Origin of the sequence: Kitasatospora sp. NPDC005856, from assembly GCF_040629945.1 — a bacterium.
Classification (GTDB): domain Bacteria; phylum Actinomycetota; class Actinomycetes; order Streptomycetales; family Streptomycetaceae; genus Kitasatospora.
The window spans coordinates 1-18264 of sequence record NZ_JBEXWT010000032.1; the positions used below are offsets into that span (position 1 = coordinate 1).

An 18264-nucleotide genomic window follows, 5' to 3' on the forward strand; every position below is an offset into this window, starting at 1 on the left:
CCCGCCGGGCCGTAGCCGGGCGGGGAGGACAGGCCGAACTCCTCCAGGGTGGCCCGGTAGGTCTGCAGCAGCCGGATGTGGTACTCCAGCTGCGCAAACCGCGCAGCTGCCCGGGCAGGGTCAGCTGATGGACTTGATGGCGCCCCAGCCGCCGCTGCCGACCTGGATGCTCGGGCCGTCGATCGGACCGTGGATCGAGGTGCCGCCCTGGTAGAACTTCAGGGTGCCGTCGCCTGCGGTGGCCCACATGTCGGCGGTGCCGTCGTGGTTGGCGTCGGCGGCGCCGGCGATCAGGGGCCGGTAGGCGGTGGTGTACCCGTGGCCGTACTCGGTGCGGGAGCTGAAGGTCCTTCCGTCGGGCTGGCCCATGTAGTGGTACAGGATGCCGTCCCGGGTGTCGCGGGCGAGGAGGTCGACCCAGCCGTCGTGGTCGGCGTCGCCGGGGGCGCTCAGGTCCATGACGTCCCAGCCCTGGGTCCCGATGACGATGGGGGTGCCGACGGCCGGGGCGGTGCCGACGACGACACCGGGGTAGAGGAAGAGCTTGCCGGTGTGCTGGACCACCAGGTCCGGCTTCCCGTCGTGGTTGGTGTCGCCGACCGCGACGACCTGTGCGGTGGTGGGCAGACCGCTGCCGATCACGATCCACGGGGCGAGGGTGCCGTTGCCGAGGTTGGGGTAGACGCGGAGCTCGCCGCCGACGCGGGCCACGATGTCTTCCTTGCCGTCGCCGGTCCAGTCGCCGCGGTGCGTCACGGAGGCTCCCGACCAGCCGCCGGTGCCGATGATGGTGTGCGGGCCGAGGCCGCCGGTCCCCGTGCCGGGGTAGAGGCGCAGCTTGCCGGTGTCGTCGATCGCGACGAGGTCCGGCTTGTGGTCGCCGGTCAGGTCGCCGGGTGTGGCGGGCGCCGTGCTCTTGTCGAGCTGGATCCGCGGGGTGGTGGCACCGGTGTAGGTGATGGCCTTGCCGTCGCTCTTGAGCATCGCTTCGAGCTGTCCGACGCTCTTGCCGGGGTAGGTCTGCTTCAGTACGGCGAGGGCCCCGGTGACGTGGGGGGCGGCCATGGAGGTGCCGTTCTTCGATGCGTAGCCGCCGCCGGGAACGGAGGAGACGATGTTCGTGCCGGGGGCGAGGAGGTCCAGCAGTGGTCCGCGGTTGGAGAATTCGGAGATCTGGTCGTCGTCGGTGGTCGAGCCGACCGTGATCGCGGAGGGGACGCAGCCGGGAGCGCTGACGGCATCGGTGGAACCGTTGTTGCCGGCGGCGACGACCGTGGCGACGTCCGCGGCGCGCAGGGTGTCGATGATCGCTGCACGGGGGTCGAGGGTGCAGGCCGTGGTCCAGCGTCCGGCGCCCAGACTCAGGTTGGCCGCGACGACGTTGGTCCCGGCCTGCTTCAGCGCGAGGACCTTCTCCAGACCCTTGACCTGGGAGCTGGTGAAGCTGGCCACGCACGGGCTCATCCCGGGCCCGCAGAGCTCGTCGGAGCTGAACTTGGAGAACACCTGGATGGCGATGACGTCCGCGCCGGGCGCGACACCGCGCATGGGTGCCCCGCTGATGCCGGCTCCGTCGCCGGCGGCGATGCCGGCGACGTGGGTTCCGTGGGAGCACGCGGTGCCCAGGGTGGTGCACGGGCCGCTGTCGGCGTCGGCGCTGGTGTCGCCCTCCTGCTGGCCGGAGCCGTCGGGGCACAGGCTGGTGGCGCCGGAGACCTCGTCGTTGACGGAGAAGCAGGCCTGGGTCTTCACGCGGCCCGAGAGGAACGGGTGGTGGACGGCGACGCCGGTGTCGAGGACGGCGACCGCGGTGCCGTCGCCCGTCTTCCCGGCGGCGAAGGCCTGGTCGCTGCCGATCTTGACGGTGGATTCGTTCAGCGTGGGCGCGGCCGGGACGTCCTCGGTGACGCTGATGACGCCCGGCCTGGTGCTCAGTTGCTGGAGGCCCGCCCTGTCCACGCGGAGGGTGACCATCGGCAGGGTGTCGTACGAGACGAGGGTCTGGCCCGCGTCGGTGGCGGAGGCCAGGTCGGCCCGCTGGTCGGTGACAACGTTGACGCGGACGGTGCCGCCGTCCTGGGTGCGGTCGAACAGCGGGGGGTCGACCGGTCCGGCCTCTCCGGCGGCGGAGGCGGAGGCCAAGGTGGGGGAGGAGGCCGCGGAGGCGGAGGCCAAGGTGGGGGCGGCCGCGGAGGCGGTTGCGGACAGGGGGCTGACGCCCACCGGTATCGCGGTGAGCACCATGGCCGCTGCGGCGGCGACGACCAAGCCGCTTATGCGTCGGTTCACTTACTACTCCATAGACATAGGACAGAGGGAGGGGCCGGGGGCAGAAAGGTTCCGCCGCCCGGCCCCGTCAGGCCTGGGCGCATCCGGTCCGGCTGATGCGCGGTGCGCTGCCGGAAGGAGCCGACGCCCCTACCTCGTCGCGTAGGCGCCGTTCTTCGGGTTGCCGTAGCGGCCCACGGCCTTGTAGTACGCGGCCGCGTAGGCATAGCACTTCGGCCGCCGCAGGACGAAGTAGTGGTTGCAGCTCTGGTTCCTCATCGTGGTGTAGAAAACGCTCTCGACATTCGACTTCTTGTTCCGGTCGAGGTAGTACGGGTAGTTCTTGTACGTGTTGCCGATGAGGCCGTAGCCGTAGTCGTGCATGTCGCACGCGGTCCGGAAGTCGAAGCCACCCGGCCTGCTGATGTTGGGCCCGGGGGTGCTGCAACCGTCGTAGTTGATGCCCATGACCCGGAATCCGGTCGGCGTCGTCTTGAAGTACGGGGCGTGCCAGCCGTAGTGCGCGACCCACGCCGCGCAGCCCCGCTTGAGGTACCACATCCAGTCCGTCGCGTTGGAGCAGTAGCGCGGGTTGGCCTGCGTGTCGGTGAACTCTCCGGTGGTGAAGTCCGTCGCCGGCGGGCCGCTGGCGGCGGGGTCGGTGATCCCGGCCGCACCCTCCAGCGGCGCGTCCGCGGCCGGACGCGCGGGACCGACCGGGTCGACGTCCGGGGACGCCGACCCGGCCGGGAACGTCAGACCCCAGTCGCCGTTGGCCGGTGACGTGACGGCGGAGACCCGTCCCGCGGTGTCGTAGGCGTACGAGGAAACCGTCTCGATTCCCGAGGCCGGGTTGGCCACCGAACGGAGCATCCCGGAGGCGTCGTAGGAATACCGGGCGAGTGTCTGCACCGTGGCGCCGTCGGTGAGGGTGATCTCCCGGGCCCGGCCCGTGAACTCCCCGGGGGCCGCACTCGTGGCCGTGGTGGCGGTCGAGTACCCGACCGTCAGCAGCCGGGACGCGCTGTCCCCGACCTCGGTGTCCTTGACGGTGGCGATCCGGCCAGCGGTGTCGTACGTGACGGTGGAGAGGGCGCCGTCGGCGACGGTGCCCACACCGGTGACGCGCCAGCCGTCGGCTCCCGCGGCCACCTGCTGCCAGGTGTAGGCCGGGGTCAGCCGATCGAGGTCGACCGCGGCGCCGGCGTCGCTGTCGGCGGACAGGTCCGCATCCGGCACCGACCCGGCCATGCTGGTGACCTCGGTGGCGGTGGACACCATCGTGCCCCTCGCCTCGTTGAACCGGGTGGTCTCGGTGAGGGTGTCGCCCTCGGGGGTCGCGTACTTCCTGACCCCGCCCCCGTCCGGGAAGTCGAGGCTGCTCTTCAGGGCATAGGTGACGGCGGCGTTCGCGGTGAGGTCGGTGATGACGACCGAGTCGCCCCGCTGCTCCAGCCTGCGGTTGAGCCGGCCCCCCACGAACTCGGCTTCCCAGCCCGGGCCGAAGATCCCCATGTCCGCACGGGACACGGGTGCGGACTGCGGCCTGGAGACGCCGTCCGGCTGAACGGTGACGGTGTGACTGCGGCCCATCAGGCCCACGGCCACATCGGTCTCGTTGATCTCGAACGAGTTGTCCGCCGTCGAGTAGACACCGGGGCCGACCTGCTGGAGCTCGCCGTCCGCCAGCGGCGGTTCGACGACCGCGGTCACCGCGGCGGGCGATGCCCCCGCAGGTGCAGCCCCCGCCCCCGCCTGCGGAAGCAGCAGGGACAAGGACACCGCGGCAAGTACGGGAAGCGCACTTCTCCTGCGCACGAGTTCCCCTCTCGTGAAGAAGACATGAGTGATCGGACGGATCGATGGCTCTCCACCGGTCCGTCAGACCGGAGTGCACATAAGAGGCGGGCGGGTCCCGAAAGGATTCACCCCCGGCCGAAGTCTTCCGGCCGCCGCCTACCAGGAGCCGGGACACGTCGGGTGCCGGCCGGCGGGCCAAGGAGCCGCAAGACGACGACGCCGGCACGTCCCCCCGGGGGCAAGACAGCCCGCCACCTCCTCGGCGGCCCACGGACCAGGGCCACACCCTCGCTGCATACCTCCGCCACCAGGCCGAGCATCTCGGCGACCTCGGTGTGCAGGTGACGCCTCGCCACGCTGCACCCGAGACCGCACGGGCTACCGGGGGAGCGCGCACATGACGGAGATCGTCGTACCGGGTCCGGACCCGGACTGGCAGCCGGCCACCATCCCGAACGCGCGGACGTGACTGGTGGGCGCGTCCAGTTCAGGGCAGTGCGCGAGCACTCACTTCAGCTTGAGTCGATCGTTCTCCGGCAGGGCGTCGGGGTGGGTCAGGATCCATCCGGCATCATCCCGCAGCGCGCCGCCTACACCACCGCCGAACTCAGGCAGGTGCACGAGCGGCTCAACGTGGCCGCGGAGAAGAAGCTGACGCCGGGCGACAGTTCCTGGTCCCTGGACAACCGGGCCGACCGCATCGTGCTGGACGTGCCGGCCGGCACGGATGTCGAGGCGCTGCTGCGGACGGCCGGTGTCACCGGTGCCGACCGGGCGAAGTCAGCGTCACCATCCATCAGGGGACCGCCTACGCCCCGACCGGCCTGGTCGGGGGCGACGGCCTGTACGACGAGGACAGCGGACGATACTGCTCGACCGGCCACACGATGAAGCCCTACACCTACATCCAGCCGCTCTCCACGATCGCGCATGACTTCGGCGCCATCTCCACGGTGAACTGGACGACGTGACCACCCCACGGCACAGGTAGGTAAGACGCGCGCCGTCTGTGTGGGAAGCCGGCCAGGCCGACTGCCCACACAGACGGCGGACAGGCGCACGCGACATGACACACAGGGCTGACCGCTTGCCGGGCCGGGACGGCCCGGCAGCTGGACTCTGCGAGGGCCACGGTGAACTGCTGCGATCCGGGCTTCAATGCCACCGGCCCGGGCCGGGATCTGCCAGGGGCCGCAGTCCTGCGACGGGCGCTGATCGCCCTCGGTGTGGGTGATCCGCACAAGGGGGCCGGGATCATCGTGTGCCTGGCCACCGACCCGGCGTTCGCGCACACCAGCGGGGGCTACTTCTCCGTGCGCGGAGCGCGGCCCCTGGAGTGTCCTGAGCCTGGCAGGGGCGAGGGCGTGCAGCGCGAGCTGTGGTCGCGGGCGACGGCCCTGCTCGACGAGCACCGAACTCCGTGACAATGTCGGGACTGCTCAGGCGTTCTTCCCCGGCGGCAGACCGACCTGGCTCTCGCCCGCGAGGAGATCAAGGAGCTCAAGACCGAACGCGACCGCCTGCGCGAGCGGGTCAGACTCGCGCTCGGCGCCGAGACCGACGACGTCCAGCGAGACGACTTCCTCCACCGAACTCCGTGACCCGGTCCTGCCCGGAGAGCATGGACCAGTACCCGTCGGCCCGGCCGAACAGTCGGATGCCCTCGACCCTGGTGGACAACAGGCCGGAGGAACAGGCTGAGGCAGGCGGATTCCAGTGCCGTCTCAGCCTGCTCGGTGTGTTCCGTCCGATGGGACGGTCCTGGCCGGTTAGACGCCGACCGTGGTGCCGGCGTGTGCCGAGGCCGCCTGGTACTCGTCGTCGCCCTCGAAGCGGGCTTCGGCACCGGTGGCCAGGGTGCTGGCGACGATGACCGGGTCGAGGATCTTGGAGCCGGAGTTCAGCGTGGCGATGCCGCTCTGGTCGGTGGTCGCGGAGCCGACCCGCTGGCCGCTCGCGGTGCTGTAGAAGGTGATCTGCCGTCCTACGATCGGCTTGCCGTCCGCGTCGGTGAGCGTCGCCTCGAAGTCGCCGCTGATCGGCGCGTGGGCGACCACGTGGCCGCTCACCGTGCGTGCCTTGAGCCGGACAGGCTTCTTCTCTGAAGTCATGGCGTAGCCTCCCGGATACTTTCGGCTATTACCTCCACCGTAGGCACGTCCATGGGACTGTGCATCCGGACGCGGGCAACGCATCGTGGGGCGGGGGCCGCGCCGCGCGCTGCGGCCGGAGCTGTCCGATCCGGCACCGCCGTTCGAGCCGGCCGCGGGTGGCGGCCCGGTCTGCCGCTCGGGCTCCTCCAGCCGTGCCCAGGCCGCGGACTGCTTCTCGGTCCGGGGCGGACGGGCCGAGTCAGGGGGGTGTTCCAGGCGGTGGTCCAGGTGTCGAAGGCCGTACGCAGGCGGTCGATGTCGGGCGGGGGCGTTGTCGCGGGCCTTCCCGGCACCGCGGCTGCACCGCCGCCGCCCCGGCTCCCGGTTGTCCGCCGTCCCACCGCGCCGTCACCGCTGGGAGGTGGAGGTGCAGGCCGGGCGCGGAGAGTGGTTCTGCGCGCTCGCATGGGCGCGGCTGCTGGGCGAGCGGCAGCCGTACGAGCGGGCCTTGGAGGTCCTCGCCCCCTATGTCGCGACGGGCTGGTGGCCGGTGGCCCGGGCCCGGGCCGAACTGGTGGAGGGCTGTGACACGGATCTGGTCGCGTCGCAGGCTCGGCGGCCGGATGGGGCTCGGGTCGTCGGGCGATCAGGACGGGACCGGGCCGCGCTCCTCGTACCACTGCCGGACGGACCGCACGATGTCCTGGCCGATCCGCTCCAGCAGCGCGGACGCGTCGTCCATCCGGGCGCCCGCGGGGGTGGAGGGTCCGAGCAGCTCGGCGCCGCGGCGGGTGATCCCGGCGAGCATCGCGTTGCGTTCGGCGCTGGCCAGCAACGCGCGGTACCAGATGTCGCCGTCGATGACATACCGCTCGCGGCGCTGCCGGTCGTCGCGCTCCCGGCGGACCAGCGCCTGCCCCTCCAGGTAGCCGATCGCCTTGGAGACGGCTGCCGGGCTGACCTGCAGCCGCTGCACCAGGTCGCCGGAGGTCAGGCTGCCCTCGTCGGTGACGTAGAGGCAGCCGAGCACCCGGGCCACCATCCGGGGCATGCCGACGTGCACCAGCAACTCGGCCAGCTGGTCGGCGAATTCGCCGGCGGCGGCCGGGTCCCGGTCGGTGCCGCCGGGGGCCGGGGCGGTCGGGCGCGGGTCGGGCGCGGTACGGCTGCGGCGGGAGCGCCGGGCGGTCGCGCGCTGGGCGCGCTCGGCCTGATAGCCGGACGGGCCGCCGTTGCGGGCGATCTCGCGGGTGACGGTCGAGGTCGGCCGGCCGAGGCCGCGGGCGATCTCGCCGTAGCCGAGCCCCTCGGCCAGGCCGGTGGCGATCCGGCGGCGGTCCTGCTGGGTCAGTCGACCTCCGGGCATCCGTCCTCGTCCCCTCGTCCTCTCGGGTTCCTCGCGCGGGTTCTTCGCGATGGTCAGGAGAGTATCCGCCCGATGCCCGCGTTGTTGCAATGGAAGCGCAGAGATGTTGCATTCACAAGCAGTCCCATTGCAAGGAAATCTGCCAACTGAACTGCGACAACGCGAAAGTAGCCATGGAGTTGATGTTGACGGTGTCGTGAATTCACGGGAGCGTTCTGTCCGCCAACGGGAAACACCGCCGAGGGGGAACACACCATGAGGACCACCACCCGCGCCGCCGTCACCGCCCTGCTCACCGGGGCCGCGCTCGCCGCCACCGTCACCACCGCCGCGCCGGTGCTCGCCGACCAGGCCGCCGGGCAGGCCGGGCAGCGGGACCGCCACCCGGGCGTGCAGGCCGTGCTCGACCAGGGCGTGACGACCGGTGGACTCCCCGGCGCCGTCGCCGAGGTGCGGGACGGGCGCCACCGCTGGTTCGGCGACGCGGGCGTCGCCGACATCACCACCGGGCGGCCCCGCCAGGAGCAGGACCGGTTCCGGATCGGCAGCACCACCAAGACCTTCGTCTCCACCGTCGTGCTCCAACTCGCCGCCGAGGGCCGGCTGAGCCTGGACGACAGCGTGGAGCACTGGCTGCCCGGCGTCCTCGACGCCCCCGGCTACCAGCCCGGCCGGATCACCGTCCGGCAACTGCTCAACCACACCAGCGGGGTCCCCAACTTCGCCACGGACGACGAGATCGGGAAGGAGTTCTGGCACGAGCCCTTCCTGCAGCACCGCTTCGACGACTTCACCCCCGAGCGGCTCGTCGGCATCGCCCGCGCCCACCGGCCCGACTTCGCCCCCGGCGCCGACTGGACGTACTCCGACACCAACTACGTCCTCGCCGGGATGATCGTCGAACGGGCCTCCGGCAGCACCCTGGCCCAGCAGATCCGGCAGCGCATCACCGCCCCGCTCGGCCTCACCAGCACCTACGAGCCCGCCTCCGACGACGTCACCATCCACGGGCCGCACGGGCGGGAGTACTCCCACCTCGGGTACACCGACCCGAACACTCCGGACTACGACGTGACCGAGCTGAGCCCGTCCTGGGGCTGGGCGTCCGGCGACATGATCTCCACCACCCGCGACCTCAACACCTTCTTCGCCGCCCTGCTCGGCGGACGGCTGCTGCCGCCGGCCCAGCAGCAGGAGATGTTCACGATGGTCCGGACGCCGGCGGACAAGTGGATCAAGGACACCGCCTACGGCCTGGGCATCAGCTCCGTCAACCTGCCCTGCACCACCGTCTGGGGCATGGGCGGCGCCATCAACGGCTCGTGGACCTACACCTACGGCAGCCGCGACGGCCGCCACCTGCTCTCCACCAACGTCAACGGGGACTGGCTGAACGGCGGCAGCGGGCCGATCGACCTGTTCACCGCCGAGCTGAAGGCGGAGTTCTGCCCGGGCTCCTGACCCGTCGGCCGGCCGCGGCGCGCCGGGCGGGAACGGGCCCGGCGGCTGTCAGGAACGCCGGACATCCCTCAGAGGCAGCAGCCGACCACGACCGGGCCGCCCCGTCCATGTCGGCGCGGGGCAGGCCGAGCACTTGCCCGCGCCGCTCCCACACCCGTCCCGACCCGTCCTTGCCCGCCTGCTCCCACAGCCAGGCGCAGGCCGCCGTCCGGGCCGCCGCTTCCTCGCTCTCGCGTGGGCAAGCCGCATCGGTGTGGGGGAGTTGGTTCGTTCCGTATCCACCGGGTCGCGTTGTGGTGGATGATCGCGACGTGAGTACATGGTGGGAGACACGCCGTACGGCCAGGTTGGCGGAAGTGGCGTACGCGTTGGAGTTCTTCGGTGCCGAGCCGGTGGAGGACCCCGGTGTCGGTGAACTCGCGCGCATGGCCGAGGTCTTGGCGGGGGAGTACCGCACCAGCGACCGTGGCTACGCGATACACCGTACCGGCGACCTGTTGGACCGGGCCGCCACCGCCCTCCACGCCGCCGACCGCCTGCGCGGCACCCTCGTCCCGGTGGTCAACCACCACCTGCGCCGCGCGGCCCTGGCCCTGGACGACGCCCGCGCCTGCCTGCTCGAGCGGCCCTCACCGGCCGCCTCGCCCGTCCCGCCCGCCTGACCGGAGCAGGAGGCTGCGAAGCTGCTGGAGGCGGCTCGGGAAGCGAACGCCGAGCTGCGCCCTGCTGGTCGGGTCGTGTCGGGTTTTTGACGGGGAGTCTTGGTCCCGCCGTCCCGCTGTCCCGGCACGCCGGACAGTCGCCGTCCCGCCACCGCGCCGGAGGGCGGCCGGGGCAGCCGGGATTCCCGGGGACGGGGATCCCGGCTGCCCGTGTACCCCTGGCGGGCGGGAGCGGACAGCGTGGGGGCTGCCGCGGACCGCTCAGGAGCCGGTGCTGCTAGCCGAGGTCGATGCGGTAGCCGGCGAGCTGGGAGTTCACGCTGGTGCAGAACGCGTAGCTCCAGGTGCCGCCGCCGACCGGCTGCCAGGGGCCGACCACGTCCAGGCCGTTGTTGCAGATGGCGTGGGCCCGGAAGTGGCTGGCGCCGCTGGAGCAGTAGGCGCCGTAGGTGTTGCCGTCGTGCCAGTCGGTGCAGCTGGCGGTGACCGAGGCTTCCGCCGCCGAGGCCGGCGTGGCGGCGGCCAGGCCGAGCGTGAGCGAGGCTGCTGCTGCGGCGGTCGCCGCCAGGGTGCGCATCGTGACCATGGGTTCCCTCCCTGGTGTGACGGCAGTCGGCTCCGGGTGGAGGCGGCTGCTTCACGGACGAGACTAGGGTGGGGCGGGGCTTGTCCGGGGGGCCCGGCGGGCGGGTGAAACGCAGTGCCAAGTGGTGGCGATGCATCGCCAACTCACCTGCGGGAACGATCTTGCCTTCTCCCGGCGCGCTGCGTTCGACCCGAATAGGTGTCCCGTCGGGGTGGTCCGGTCTGGCGGAAGCCCCCCCGTGCACCCCGGCCGCCGACTCTGCCACGGCCACCCCTGGCCCGGCGCCACGCTGCGCCTGGAGGTCATCCTGGTGTCGCGATGAACAGCGCACCAGGACCGCTGGCATCTCGCTCGCAGCAGCCTGCCCGCTCGGGAGCTCCCGACTGCGGACACTGTCCGCACGGACATACCGGTTCTGCTCAACCACGCTTGAGGAGTCATCCATGGCAGTGTCCATGGTCATCTCCAGATGAGATGACTGACATTCCGAATCATCTCCTCGGACAGGGAAGCGGCGAGAACGCGGCATCGCTGATGCCTTCGTGACGGCAGCAAGGACGCTCCCGTCACCGCCCGCCCGTGCCGGTGAACGCCGGCCTGCCCGTTCCGAGAAGGTGCCCATGTCCGCATCACCCGACGTCCGGACCCCGCGCCGGTCCACGACCGCCGCCACCCCGCACGGTGTGCCGGGCCGGCTGATCGCCCTGCTGGCCGTCGCCTCCGGCATGACGGTCGCCAACCTGTACTACGCCCAGCCGCTGCTGTCCTCCCTGAGCGAGGTCTTCCACACCAGCACGGCCACCACCGGGGCGCTGATCACCCTCACCCAGGTCGGCTACGTGATCGGCATGCTCTTCCTCGTCCCCCTCGGCGACCGGCTGGAGAAGCGCAACCTCATCACCGTGCTGCTCGCGGTCACCACCCTCGCCCTCCTCGCGGCCGGGTTCGCCACCAGCTTCCCCATGCTGCTGATCGCCTCCCTGGTCAGCGGCGCCACCTCGGTCGTCGCCCAGATCCTGGTCCCCTTCGCCGCCGGCCTCGCCCCCGACCACGCCCGCGGCCGCGTCGTCGGCCGGGTGATGAGCGGACTGCTCACCGGCATCCTGCTCTCCCGCACCCTGAGCAGCCTGGTCTCCGACCTCGCCGGCTGGCGCACCGTCTTCCTCGGCTCCGCCGTCCTGATGGCCCTGCTCGGCGTCGCACTGCGCGCCGCCCTGCCCTCGCACGCGCCGACCACCACCATCCCCTACCACCACGTGCTGCGCTCCACCGTCCGGCTGGTGCGCACCCACCCGGCGCTGCTGCGCCGCGGCCTCTACCAGGCGGCGATGTTCGGGGCGTTCAGCGCGTTCTGGACCACCGTCTCCTTCGTCCTGACCGGTCCCGGCTTCCACTACTCCCCGGTCGGGGTGGGCCTGTTCGCCCTCGTCGGCGCGGCCGGAGCGGCCGTCGCCCCGTTCGCCGGGCGCTGGGCCGACCACGGACTGACCCGACGCATGACCGGCCTCGCCTTCGCCGTCGCCGCCGCGGCCTTCGCCCTCGCCGGCTTCGGCGGACACAACGTCATCCTGCTCGCCCTGGCCGCCGTCCTGATCGACACGGCCGTCCAGGCCACCCTGATCCTCGGCCAGCACACCGTCTACCAGCTGGACCCGGCCGCCCGCGCCCGCCTCAACAGCGCCTTCATCGCCATGTTCTTCATCGGCGGGGCCGCAGGCTCCGAACTCGGCTCCGTCGTCCACCACGCCTGGGGCTGGAGCGGTGTCGCCGCCCTCGGCGCCGCCCTGCCGCTGCTGGCCCTGCTCTACTGGACCACCGAAGGCCGGCGGCCGGCGGACGGTGCGGCCGTGGGGGCGTGAGCGGCCCACGCCTGTCCGCATACGATGCCGGGATGGTCGAGGCCGCCGCCTTCGCGCCGGACGGAGCGCGGCTCAACAGGAGTGATGATGGATCTGCGGCAGATGGAGGTCGTGGTCGCGGTGGCCGAGACCGGCGGCTTCACGGCGGCGGCCCGACGGCTGCACGTGGTGCAGTCCGCCGTGTCCAGTACGGTCCGCGCCCTCGAACGCGAGCTCGGCACGCCGCTGTTCGACCGCACCACCCACCGGGTCGCGCTCACCCGGGCCGGCGAGGCGTTCGTCCCCGCCGCCCGGGCGACCCTCCGGTCCGCCGAGCTGGCCCGGGAAGCGGTCGACGCCGTCAAGGGAAGGCTGTCCGGACGGGTGACGGTCGGCACCATGCAGGGGGTGTGGGCCGGCCTCCACCACGCCCTGGCCGCGCTGCGTGCCGAGCACCCGGGTGTGGTCGTGCAGCTGCGGCAGGCGGCCGTCGCCGACATCCGGCAGGCGCTGCGCGAGGGCACCGTGGACCTGGCCGTGGTGGCGCTCGACCGTCAGCAGCAGCGCGGCCTCACGACCCGGCTGCTGTCCCACGAGGACATGGTGCTGCTGGCGGCGCCGCGGCGGGCGCTGTTCGGAGCGACTCCGGACGGCGTGGTCCGGCTCGTCGACGTCGCCGAACTGCCCCTGGTGGACTTCCCGCCGGGCTGGGCCATCCGTCACTCGGTCGACCGGGCCTTCCGGGCCGCGGGCGTCGAGCGCAGCACCACGTTCGAGGTCAACGACATCGTCGCGGCGGCCGAACTGGTCCGCAACGACCTGGGGGTCTGCATCGTGCCCGGGTCGATCGCGGACCGTTTCCCCGACCTTCCCCGGTACCGCTTCGACCACCACGCCCCGCACTGGAAGGTCATGGTGGTACGGCCTCCCGGCGAGCCGTCACCGGCGGTCGCCGCGCTGCTGCGGCACATCACCTGACACCGGGACGGCGAGGGCGGCCCCGTCCCCGTGGCACGGGGGAGCCCCCGTCGGCTCGGTGTCCCGGCTTCCGGGCGGCGCGGCACGCGGGTCACTCGCGGTGGAGCGGCACCGGTGGCTCCGGCCGGGCGGCGCCGGGGTCACGCCCAGTCCGTGCCCAGCTTCTCGCTCAGCTGGCTGCGGGAGGTGACCCCGAGCTTCGGGAAGGTCCGGTACAGGTGCGTGCCGATCGTCCGGGGCGACAGGTGCAGCTGCCGGCCTATCTCCTTGTTGGACAGCCCTTGCGCCGCCAGCCGGGCGATCTGGACCTCCTGGGGGGTGAGCAGGTCCCGGTCGGGGCGGCCTTGGCTCCGGCTGCCCTCGCCGGCCGAGCGGAGCTCCTGGGCCGCCCGCTCACGCCAGGGCTCCACGCCCATGGCCGCGAAGGACTCCCGGGCGATCCGCAGCGGGGTGCGGGCCTCCATCACCCGGCGCCGCCGCCGGAGCCAGGTGCCGTAGGCGAGCATCAGCCGGGCACGGACGAAGGGGGTACGGGACATGTCCAGGTCGAACGCCGACCGGAAGTGCTCTTCGGCGTGCTCGTCGTCGGAGAGCAGCGCCCGGGCGAATCCCAGGCTCACCCGGATCATCTGGACCTCGCTCGTCCCGGCGGACTCGAGGAGCCGTCCCAGGGCTGCCTTCGCCATGGCGCGCTCGTCGTCGCCCGTGGCGGCCTCGGCCAGCTCGGTGATGGCCATGGTCTGCATGAACGGGTGGTAGGACGGATCGGCCGGGTCGAAGACCCGCCAGACGCAGGAGAACGCCTCGGCGAAACGGCCCGCGGCGAGGCCGATCAGGCCGCGGGTGATCTGGATGTACGCGAGCTTGGAGGGGTCGACCACGGTCAGCCCCTGGCCCTCCGCCTCGCCGATGGCGACCAGCGCGGTGTCCACGTCCCCGCGCAGCGCGGCGAACTGCGCCTTCGCCACCCGCGCACCGGTCAGCCAACGTGGTTGTGCGGTCTCCTCGGCCAGCCGGGCGGCCTCGGCCGCCGCCGGGAGTCCGGTCTCCCAGTCGACGGTGTGCACGGTGGCGAGGGCGAGGAGCACCAGTGTCTTGGTCAGCGGGCCCCGACGCCCCTGACGACGCAGTCCGTCCGCCGCGTGGCGGGCGAATCCGGTGACATGGTCGAACCCGTTCACCATGATGGCCGCGTTGGCCAGCGTGGCGGCGGTCACGACGTCGTACCCGCCCTCACGCTCGAGGCGCCGCAGCCGGTCGATCACCGTCGCCGACGCCTCCAGCGGGGCGGCCCCCGCCAGCGTGCACACCAGGTCCGGGTGGAGTTCCGGGACCGGTAGCCGCTCGGCGGCCGTCACGACGCGCTCCCGCAGCTCCCGCCCCGGGTCCGCCCACCAGCACCGCCACGCGGCCACCCGCAGCAGCCGCAGGGCGAGTTCGGGATCGCCGGCCTCGGCGGCCTGCTCGGCCGTGGCGATCAACAGGTGGATCCGGGACGTGCTCGTGTCGGACTCCGACTCCAGCCATTCGCGCAGCAGGACCACGCGGGCCCGCTCCAGCACGTCCAGGCCCAGCGATTCGGCCTGCTGGAGCAGTTCTGACACGCGATCGGCCTGCCCGAGTTCGAAGCGCAGCTCCGCGGCGCCCAGGAGGCGGGCCACACTGCCCGACGGCCCCTCGCTCAGCGCGGTGGCGCGTTCCAGCGCGGTCAGGGCGGCCGTGGCGGCGCCGCGCCGCTTCGCGCTGAACGCGGCCTGGTCCAGTTGCCGCGCCACCGCTTCGTCGGGACGGCCGCCGGCCGCGGCCCGGTGCCACGCCTGCCGGTCGGGCTGTCCCTGGAGGGTGCGGGCAAGCGCGTCGTGGGCGGCGAGACGGTCCGCGAGCGGGGCCGAGCCCAGGACGGCGGAGCGCACCAGCGGGTGGGTGAAGTCGATCCGGAACCCGTCGACGCGCACCAGACCCGCGGCCATGGCGGGCTCCAGGGACCGTACGGAGATCTCGGTGCCCGTCAGCGCCGAAGCAGCGGCGAGCACCTCGGTCAGCACGCCGTCGTCGGCGGTGGCCGCGACCAGCAGCACGTGCCGCGTGTCAGGCGGAAGGTCGGCCAGCGACACGGAGAAGGCGCGCTCCAGCCGGGCGGTGAGCGCAAGCTCCGGCAACACCCTGGAGTCCACGGGTGTCCCGTCCACCCCCACGACGAGCGGGAGCTCGGTCAGCGCGAGGGGGTTGCCCACCGACAGCTCCGCCACCCGGCGGCGCGTCCCCGGGGCGAGAGCGGGGTGGCGGGCGTCCAGCAGGGCGTCGGCCGCGACCGGTGCCAGGGGCGCGAGGTGCAGTTCGCGGATGCCGGGGGTGCCCCGCCACACCGTACGGCCCTCGCGGACGGCGACGAGCAGGCCGACGGGTTCGGCGCCGACGCGGCGTGCGACGAACCCGAGGACGTCCAGGGTCGGCCCGTCCAGCCACTGGGCGTCGTCCACGACCACCAGAACGGGGGCTTCGGCGGCCGCCGCGCCGAGCAGGCCGAGGGTGGCCAGGGACAGCATGAAGAGCTGGGGCCCGGAGGCACCGGGGGACGGCTCCGCCATGCCGAAGGCCCCCAGCAGCGCCTGCGCCTGGGGGGTGGGCAGGCGCGCGACGAGGTCCGTCACGGTGTGGGTCAGCTGGTGCAGCCCCGCGAACGGCAGATCGCTCTCGGCCCGGACACCCGAGGCCCTGAGGACGGTGAATCCGCAGGCGCGCGCCCGGGCGGCGGCGTGGTCCAGGAGGGCGGACCTGCCGATCCCGGGGGCCCCGTGGATCAGCAGCGCGTCGCCATGCTCGGGCAGGGCGTCGACCAGTGCGTCGACGGCCGCCAGCTCCTCGTCCCGGCCGAACAGTGTGGTGCCTGACATCCGATCTTCCTCTGCGCCTACGCCAGTGCTCTGACCTGGACCTTTGCAGTCTAGGTGCACGCATCGCACGGTTGAAATGCGCTCAGAGTCATGTGTCCGGCGACACATCACCCACAGTCGCTTCACAGTCATTCAGCCGCCGACGTAAGTCATCCCGTGTTCCATGCTGGATGCCGTGCCGACCGGAGGGAGAGGACCCATGACATCCGTGACCGACCCGGCCGGGTTCCCGAAGGACGGGAACACCGGTCATCGCCGGAGCCGGGCCGTCTCCATCGCCGCCATGTCCGTGACGGTCGCCTCGTACGAGCCCGTCTCGGACGAGCCCGCGTCGGACCCGGGCCGGATGACGACCCGGCAGTTGGGGCACCTGTTCTTCGTCACGATCCACGCCGGCCCTCGCCGCTTCACCCGCGGCCCGCGGGAGATCGCCCGTGGCACCAGGCAGGCCGAGGGGTTCGTCGCGGTCGCCGTCATGGGGGCCACCGGCGCCGTGGTGCGACAGGACGGCCGGACGGCCGAGGTCCCCGCGGGAGCAATGTCCTTCTGGTACACGGAGACCCCCCATGTGGTCGACCACCCGGACGGAGTGGACGTCAGGGTCTGCCTGCTTCCCCGCCGGGCCTTCGGCGTGCGTGACGAGCAACTGGAACGGGTGACGGCCACCGTGGCCGACGCCGGCGGCCCGGTGGCCGCCCTGGTCAAGCAGTCCCTGCTGGCCCTGGCCGAGACGGCCGAGGACTGCCCGGCGCTCGTCGCCGGTCGACTGGCGTGCAACTTCGCCGACCTGGTGGCCACCCTCGTCACCGAGCAGGCCGCCCGTGACGCGCCGGCCGCGGAGGACCCCCGCCGCACCCGGATCCGGGAGGTCCACGCCTACGTGGACCGGCACCTCAGGGATCCGGAGCTCGGACCGCAGACGATCGCGGCCGCGCACCGCATCTCCGTCCGCTCCCTCCACAAGCTCTTCGAAGGGGAGGGGACCACCGTCAGCCGCCTGATCCAGCGCCGCCGGCTCCAGGCGAGCGCCGAGGACCTCTCCCGCAAGGACAGCGGCGACAACACGGTCTCCGGCGTGGCCCAGCGCTGGGGCTTCACCGACCCGGCCCACTTCAGCCGGCTCTTCCGCGCCTCGTACGGCATCTCACCGAGCCGGTGGCGCGACACCCGCGGCGGCACCGAGCCGTCCGAGCCGCGGGACACCCGGGGCCGGGTGTCCCGATGACCGATCGACCCGAGGAGAACCCGGTGCCCGCGTCTCTCTCCACCGCGTCTCTCTCCACCGCGTCGCTGTCCGCCGCCGACCGGGCGGAGAGTTGGCAGGACGCCGTGTCCCACACCTTCGTGCCGATGGCCGTGGACTTCCTGGAGGACGTGCCGTCGCCCGGGCAGATCGTCGGCGACCGGCTGGGTTGCCTGCGGATCTCCAGGGTCCAGGCCGGGCCCCAGAGGGTGACCCGCTGCAGGCACCTGGCCGACGGCGACTCGCCGACGCTCGTCCTCAGCCTCCAGGAACGGGGCACCGCCCTCAAGGAGCAGGACGGCAGGCAGACGCTCATCCGGCCCGGCGGGTTCTCCATCACCGACACCTCCCGGGTCTTCCGCAAGACGATGGAGGAGGAGTTCGTCTTCACCTCCTTCCACTTCGCCCGCGCCGAACTGGACGTGCCCGAGAAGGACCTGCGGGCACTCACCGCCACGGCGTTCAGCGGCGCCGAGGGCAGCGCCGCATTGCTGACGGACTACCTGTCGAGGATGGCGCACCAGGCGACGGAGCTGGACGAGGCCGTCGGGCGCCGGGCCGCGGCCACGGCACTCGACCTGCTGGCGCTGTTCGTCGACGACCGGGCCGGGCGCGCCCGGCCGCAGGGTTCACGGACAGCCGCCTCCCTCGAGCGGATCAAGGAGTACATCCTGCGCAACCTCCGCGATCCGGACCTGTCACCGTCCACCATCGCGGCGGCGAACTTCATGTCCGTCCGCTTCCTCCACAAGCTGTTCCAGCAGGAGGGCACCACGGTCGGCGGGTGGATCCGCACCCAGCGGTTGGACCGCTGCCATCGGGACCTGCTCCGGCCGATGGCGGGGGAGCTCGGGGTGGCGGGGATCGCCCGGCGCTGGGGCTTCGCCAACTCCAGCCACTTCACCCGCGCCTTCCGCGCGGCCTACGGCATGACGCCGCGTGACTGGCAGGCCGGCGCCCACCACACGCGCCGGAACGGCTGATCCGTCTCCTTCGAAGGGTTCCGTGCTGCCACTGGATCCCAACACCGTGCGTTCCCGGGCCGGCCGCCCGCCAAGCAGCGGCCGACCAGCCC

15 protein-coding genes are annotated in these 18264 nt (G+C 72.4%); 8 read left to right on the forward strand and 7 right to left on the reverse strand.

Annotated features, from left to right (window positions below):
- Positions 1–120: 120 nt before the first annotated feature.
- Both ABZ449_RS20410 and ABZ449_RS20415 read right to left on the reverse strand, forming a co-directional pair.
- Positions 121–2289: a S8 family serine peptidase gene (locus ABZ449_RS20410; protein ID WP_360347527.1), complete on the reverse strand. Its 2169-nt coding sequence runs from the start codon at positions 2287–2289 to the stop codon at positions 121–123.
- Between the two features lie 129 nt (positions 2290–2418).
- A complete protein-coding gene (locus ABZ449_RS20415) occupies positions 2419–3981 on the reverse strand; it encodes a phospholipase A2 (protein ID WP_360347529.1) in 1563 nt (520 codons plus the stop codon).
- Between the two features lie 636 nt (positions 3982–4617).
- On the opposite strand from ABZ449_RS20415, the gene ABZ449_RS20420 reads away from it, so the two are divergent.
- Together ABZ449_RS20420 and ABZ449_RS20425 are read left to right on the forward strand one after the other, a co-directional pair.
- On the forward strand, positions 4618–4959 hold the full coding sequence (locus ABZ449_RS20420; RefSeq protein WP_360347530.1) for an alpha-lytic protease prodomain-containing protein: 342 nt from the start codon (positions 4618–4620) through the stop codon (positions 4957–4959).
- A gap of 335 nt (positions 4960–5294) precedes the next feature.
- Positions 5295–5492 (forward strand): hypothetical protein, encoded by a 198-nt coding sequence (locus tag ABZ449_RS20425; protein ID WP_360347532.1) that lies wholly within the window; start codon positions 5295–5297, stop codon positions 5490–5492.
- Between the two features lie 15 nt (positions 5493–5507).
- Here ABZ449_RS20425 and ABZ449_RS20430 read toward each other — a convergent pair whose 3' ends face one another.
- From ABZ449_RS20430 to ABZ449_RS20440, 3 genes are all read right to left on the reverse strand, one after another.
- Positions 5508–5657 carry a hypothetical protein gene (locus tag ABZ449_RS20430; protein WP_360347534.1) on the reverse strand — a complete coding sequence of 50 codons (150 nt, stop codon included), beginning with the start codon at positions 5655–5657 and terminating at the stop codon, positions 5508–5510.
- A gap of 180 nt (positions 5658–5837) precedes the next feature.
- Entirely contained in the window at positions 5838–6179 is a 342-nt protein-coding gene (locus ABZ449_RS20435; protein WP_360347536.1) for an Ig-like domain-containing protein, read from the reverse strand.
- 628 nt (positions 6180–6807) lie between these two features.
- On the reverse strand, positions 6808–7527 hold the full coding sequence (locus tag ABZ449_RS20440) for a MarR family transcriptional regulator (RefSeq protein ID WP_360347538.1): 720 nt from the start codon (positions 7525–7527) through the stop codon (positions 6808–6810).
- A gap of 255 nt (positions 7528–7782) precedes the next feature.
- On the opposite strand from ABZ449_RS20440, the gene ABZ449_RS20445 reads away from it, so the two are divergent.
- Together ABZ449_RS20445 and ABZ449_RS20450 are read left to right on the forward strand one after the other, a co-directional pair.
- Complete coding sequence (locus ABZ449_RS20445) at positions 7783–8988, forward strand: serine hydrolase domain-containing protein (protein ID WP_360347540.1); 1206 nt, start codon at positions 7783–7785, stop codon at positions 8986–8988.
- Positions 8989–9344: 356 nt separating this feature from the next.
- Complete coding sequence (locus tag ABZ449_RS20450) at positions 9345–9650, forward strand: hypothetical protein (protein ID WP_360347542.1); 306 nt, start codon at positions 9345–9347, stop codon at positions 9648–9650.
- A gap of 277 nt (positions 9651–9927) precedes the next feature.
- Here ABZ449_RS20450 and ABZ449_RS20455 read toward each other — a convergent pair whose 3' ends face one another.
- On the reverse strand, positions 9928–10236 hold the full coding sequence (locus ABZ449_RS20455) for a hypothetical protein (protein ID WP_360347544.1): 309 nt from the start codon (positions 10234–10236) through the stop codon (positions 9928–9930).
- Positions 10237–10856: 620 nt separating this feature from the next.
- On the opposite strand from ABZ449_RS20455, the gene ABZ449_RS20460 reads away from it, so the two are divergent.
- Both ABZ449_RS20460 and ABZ449_RS20465 read left to right on the forward strand, forming a co-directional pair.
- A complete protein-coding gene (locus ABZ449_RS20460; protein WP_360347546.1) occupies positions 10857–12095 on the forward strand; it encodes an MFS transporter in 1239 nt (412 codons plus the stop codon).
- Positions 12096–12179: 84 nt separating this feature from the next.
- Complete coding sequence (locus ABZ449_RS20465; RefSeq protein ID WP_360347548.1) at positions 12180–13052, forward strand: LysR family transcriptional regulator; 873 nt, start codon at positions 12180–12182, stop codon at positions 13050–13052.
- A gap of 140 nt (positions 13053–13192) precedes the next feature.
- On the opposite strand, the gene ABZ449_RS20470 is transcribed toward ABZ449_RS20465, so the two are convergent.
- Positions 13193–15946 carry an AAA family ATPase gene (locus tag ABZ449_RS20470; protein WP_360347550.1) on the reverse strand — a complete coding sequence of 918 codons (2754 nt, stop codon included), beginning with the start codon at positions 15944–15946 and terminating at the stop codon, positions 13193–13195.
- Between the two features lie 199 nt (positions 15947–16145).
- On the opposite strand from ABZ449_RS20470, the gene ABZ449_RS20475 reads away from it, so the two are divergent.
- Positions 16146–17171 carry a helix-turn-helix domain-containing protein gene (locus ABZ449_RS20475; RefSeq protein ID WP_360347552.1) on the forward strand — a complete coding sequence of 342 codons (1026 nt, stop codon included), beginning with the start codon at positions 16146–16148 and terminating at the stop codon, positions 17169–17171.
- Positions 17168–18172, forward strand: a complete 1005-nt coding sequence (locus tag ABZ449_RS20480; RefSeq protein ID WP_360347554.1) for a helix-turn-helix domain-containing protein — start codon at positions 17168–17170, stop codon at positions 18170–18172. Before ABZ449_RS20475 ends, ABZ449_RS20480 begins: the two co-directional genes overlap by 4 nt.
- The last annotated feature ends 92 nt before the right edge of the window (positions 18173–18264 follow it).

Coding starts and splice junctions, on each gene's coding strand:
- ABZ449_RS20460 (WP_360347546.1), top strand. CDS start 10,857: ATGTCCGCATCACCCGACGTCCGGACCCCGCGCCGGTCCACGACCGCC.
- ABZ449_RS20445 (WP_360347540.1), top strand. CDS start 7,783: ATGAGGACCACCACCCGCGCCGCCGTCACCGCCCTGCTCACCGGGGCC.
- ABZ449_RS20475 (WP_360347552.1), top strand. CDS start 16,146: ATGACATCCGTGACCGACCCGGCCGGGTTCCCGAAGGACGGGAACACC.
- ABZ449_RS20470 (WP_360347550.1), bottom strand. CDS start 15,946: ATGTCAGGCACCACACTGTTCGGCCGGGACGAGGAGCTGGCGGCCGTC.
- ABZ449_RS20480 (WP_360347554.1), top strand. CDS start 17,168: ATGACCGATCGACCCGAGGAGAACCCGGTGCCCGCGTCTCTCTCCACC.
- ABZ449_RS20455 (WP_360347544.1), bottom strand. CDS start 10,236: ATGGTCACGATGCGCACCCTGGCGGCGACCGCCGCAGCAGCAGCCTCG.
- ABZ449_RS20465 (WP_360347548.1), top strand. CDS start 12,180: ATGATGGATCTGCGGCAGATGGAGGTCGTGGTCGCGGTGGCCGAGACC.
- ABZ449_RS20435 (WP_360347536.1), bottom strand. CDS start 6,179: ATGACTTCAGAGAAGAAGCCTGTCCGGCTCAAGGCACGCACGGTGAGC.
- ABZ449_RS20440 (WP_360347538.1), bottom strand. CDS start 7,527: ATGCCCGGAGGTCGACTGACCCAGCAGGACCGCCGCCGGATCGCCACC.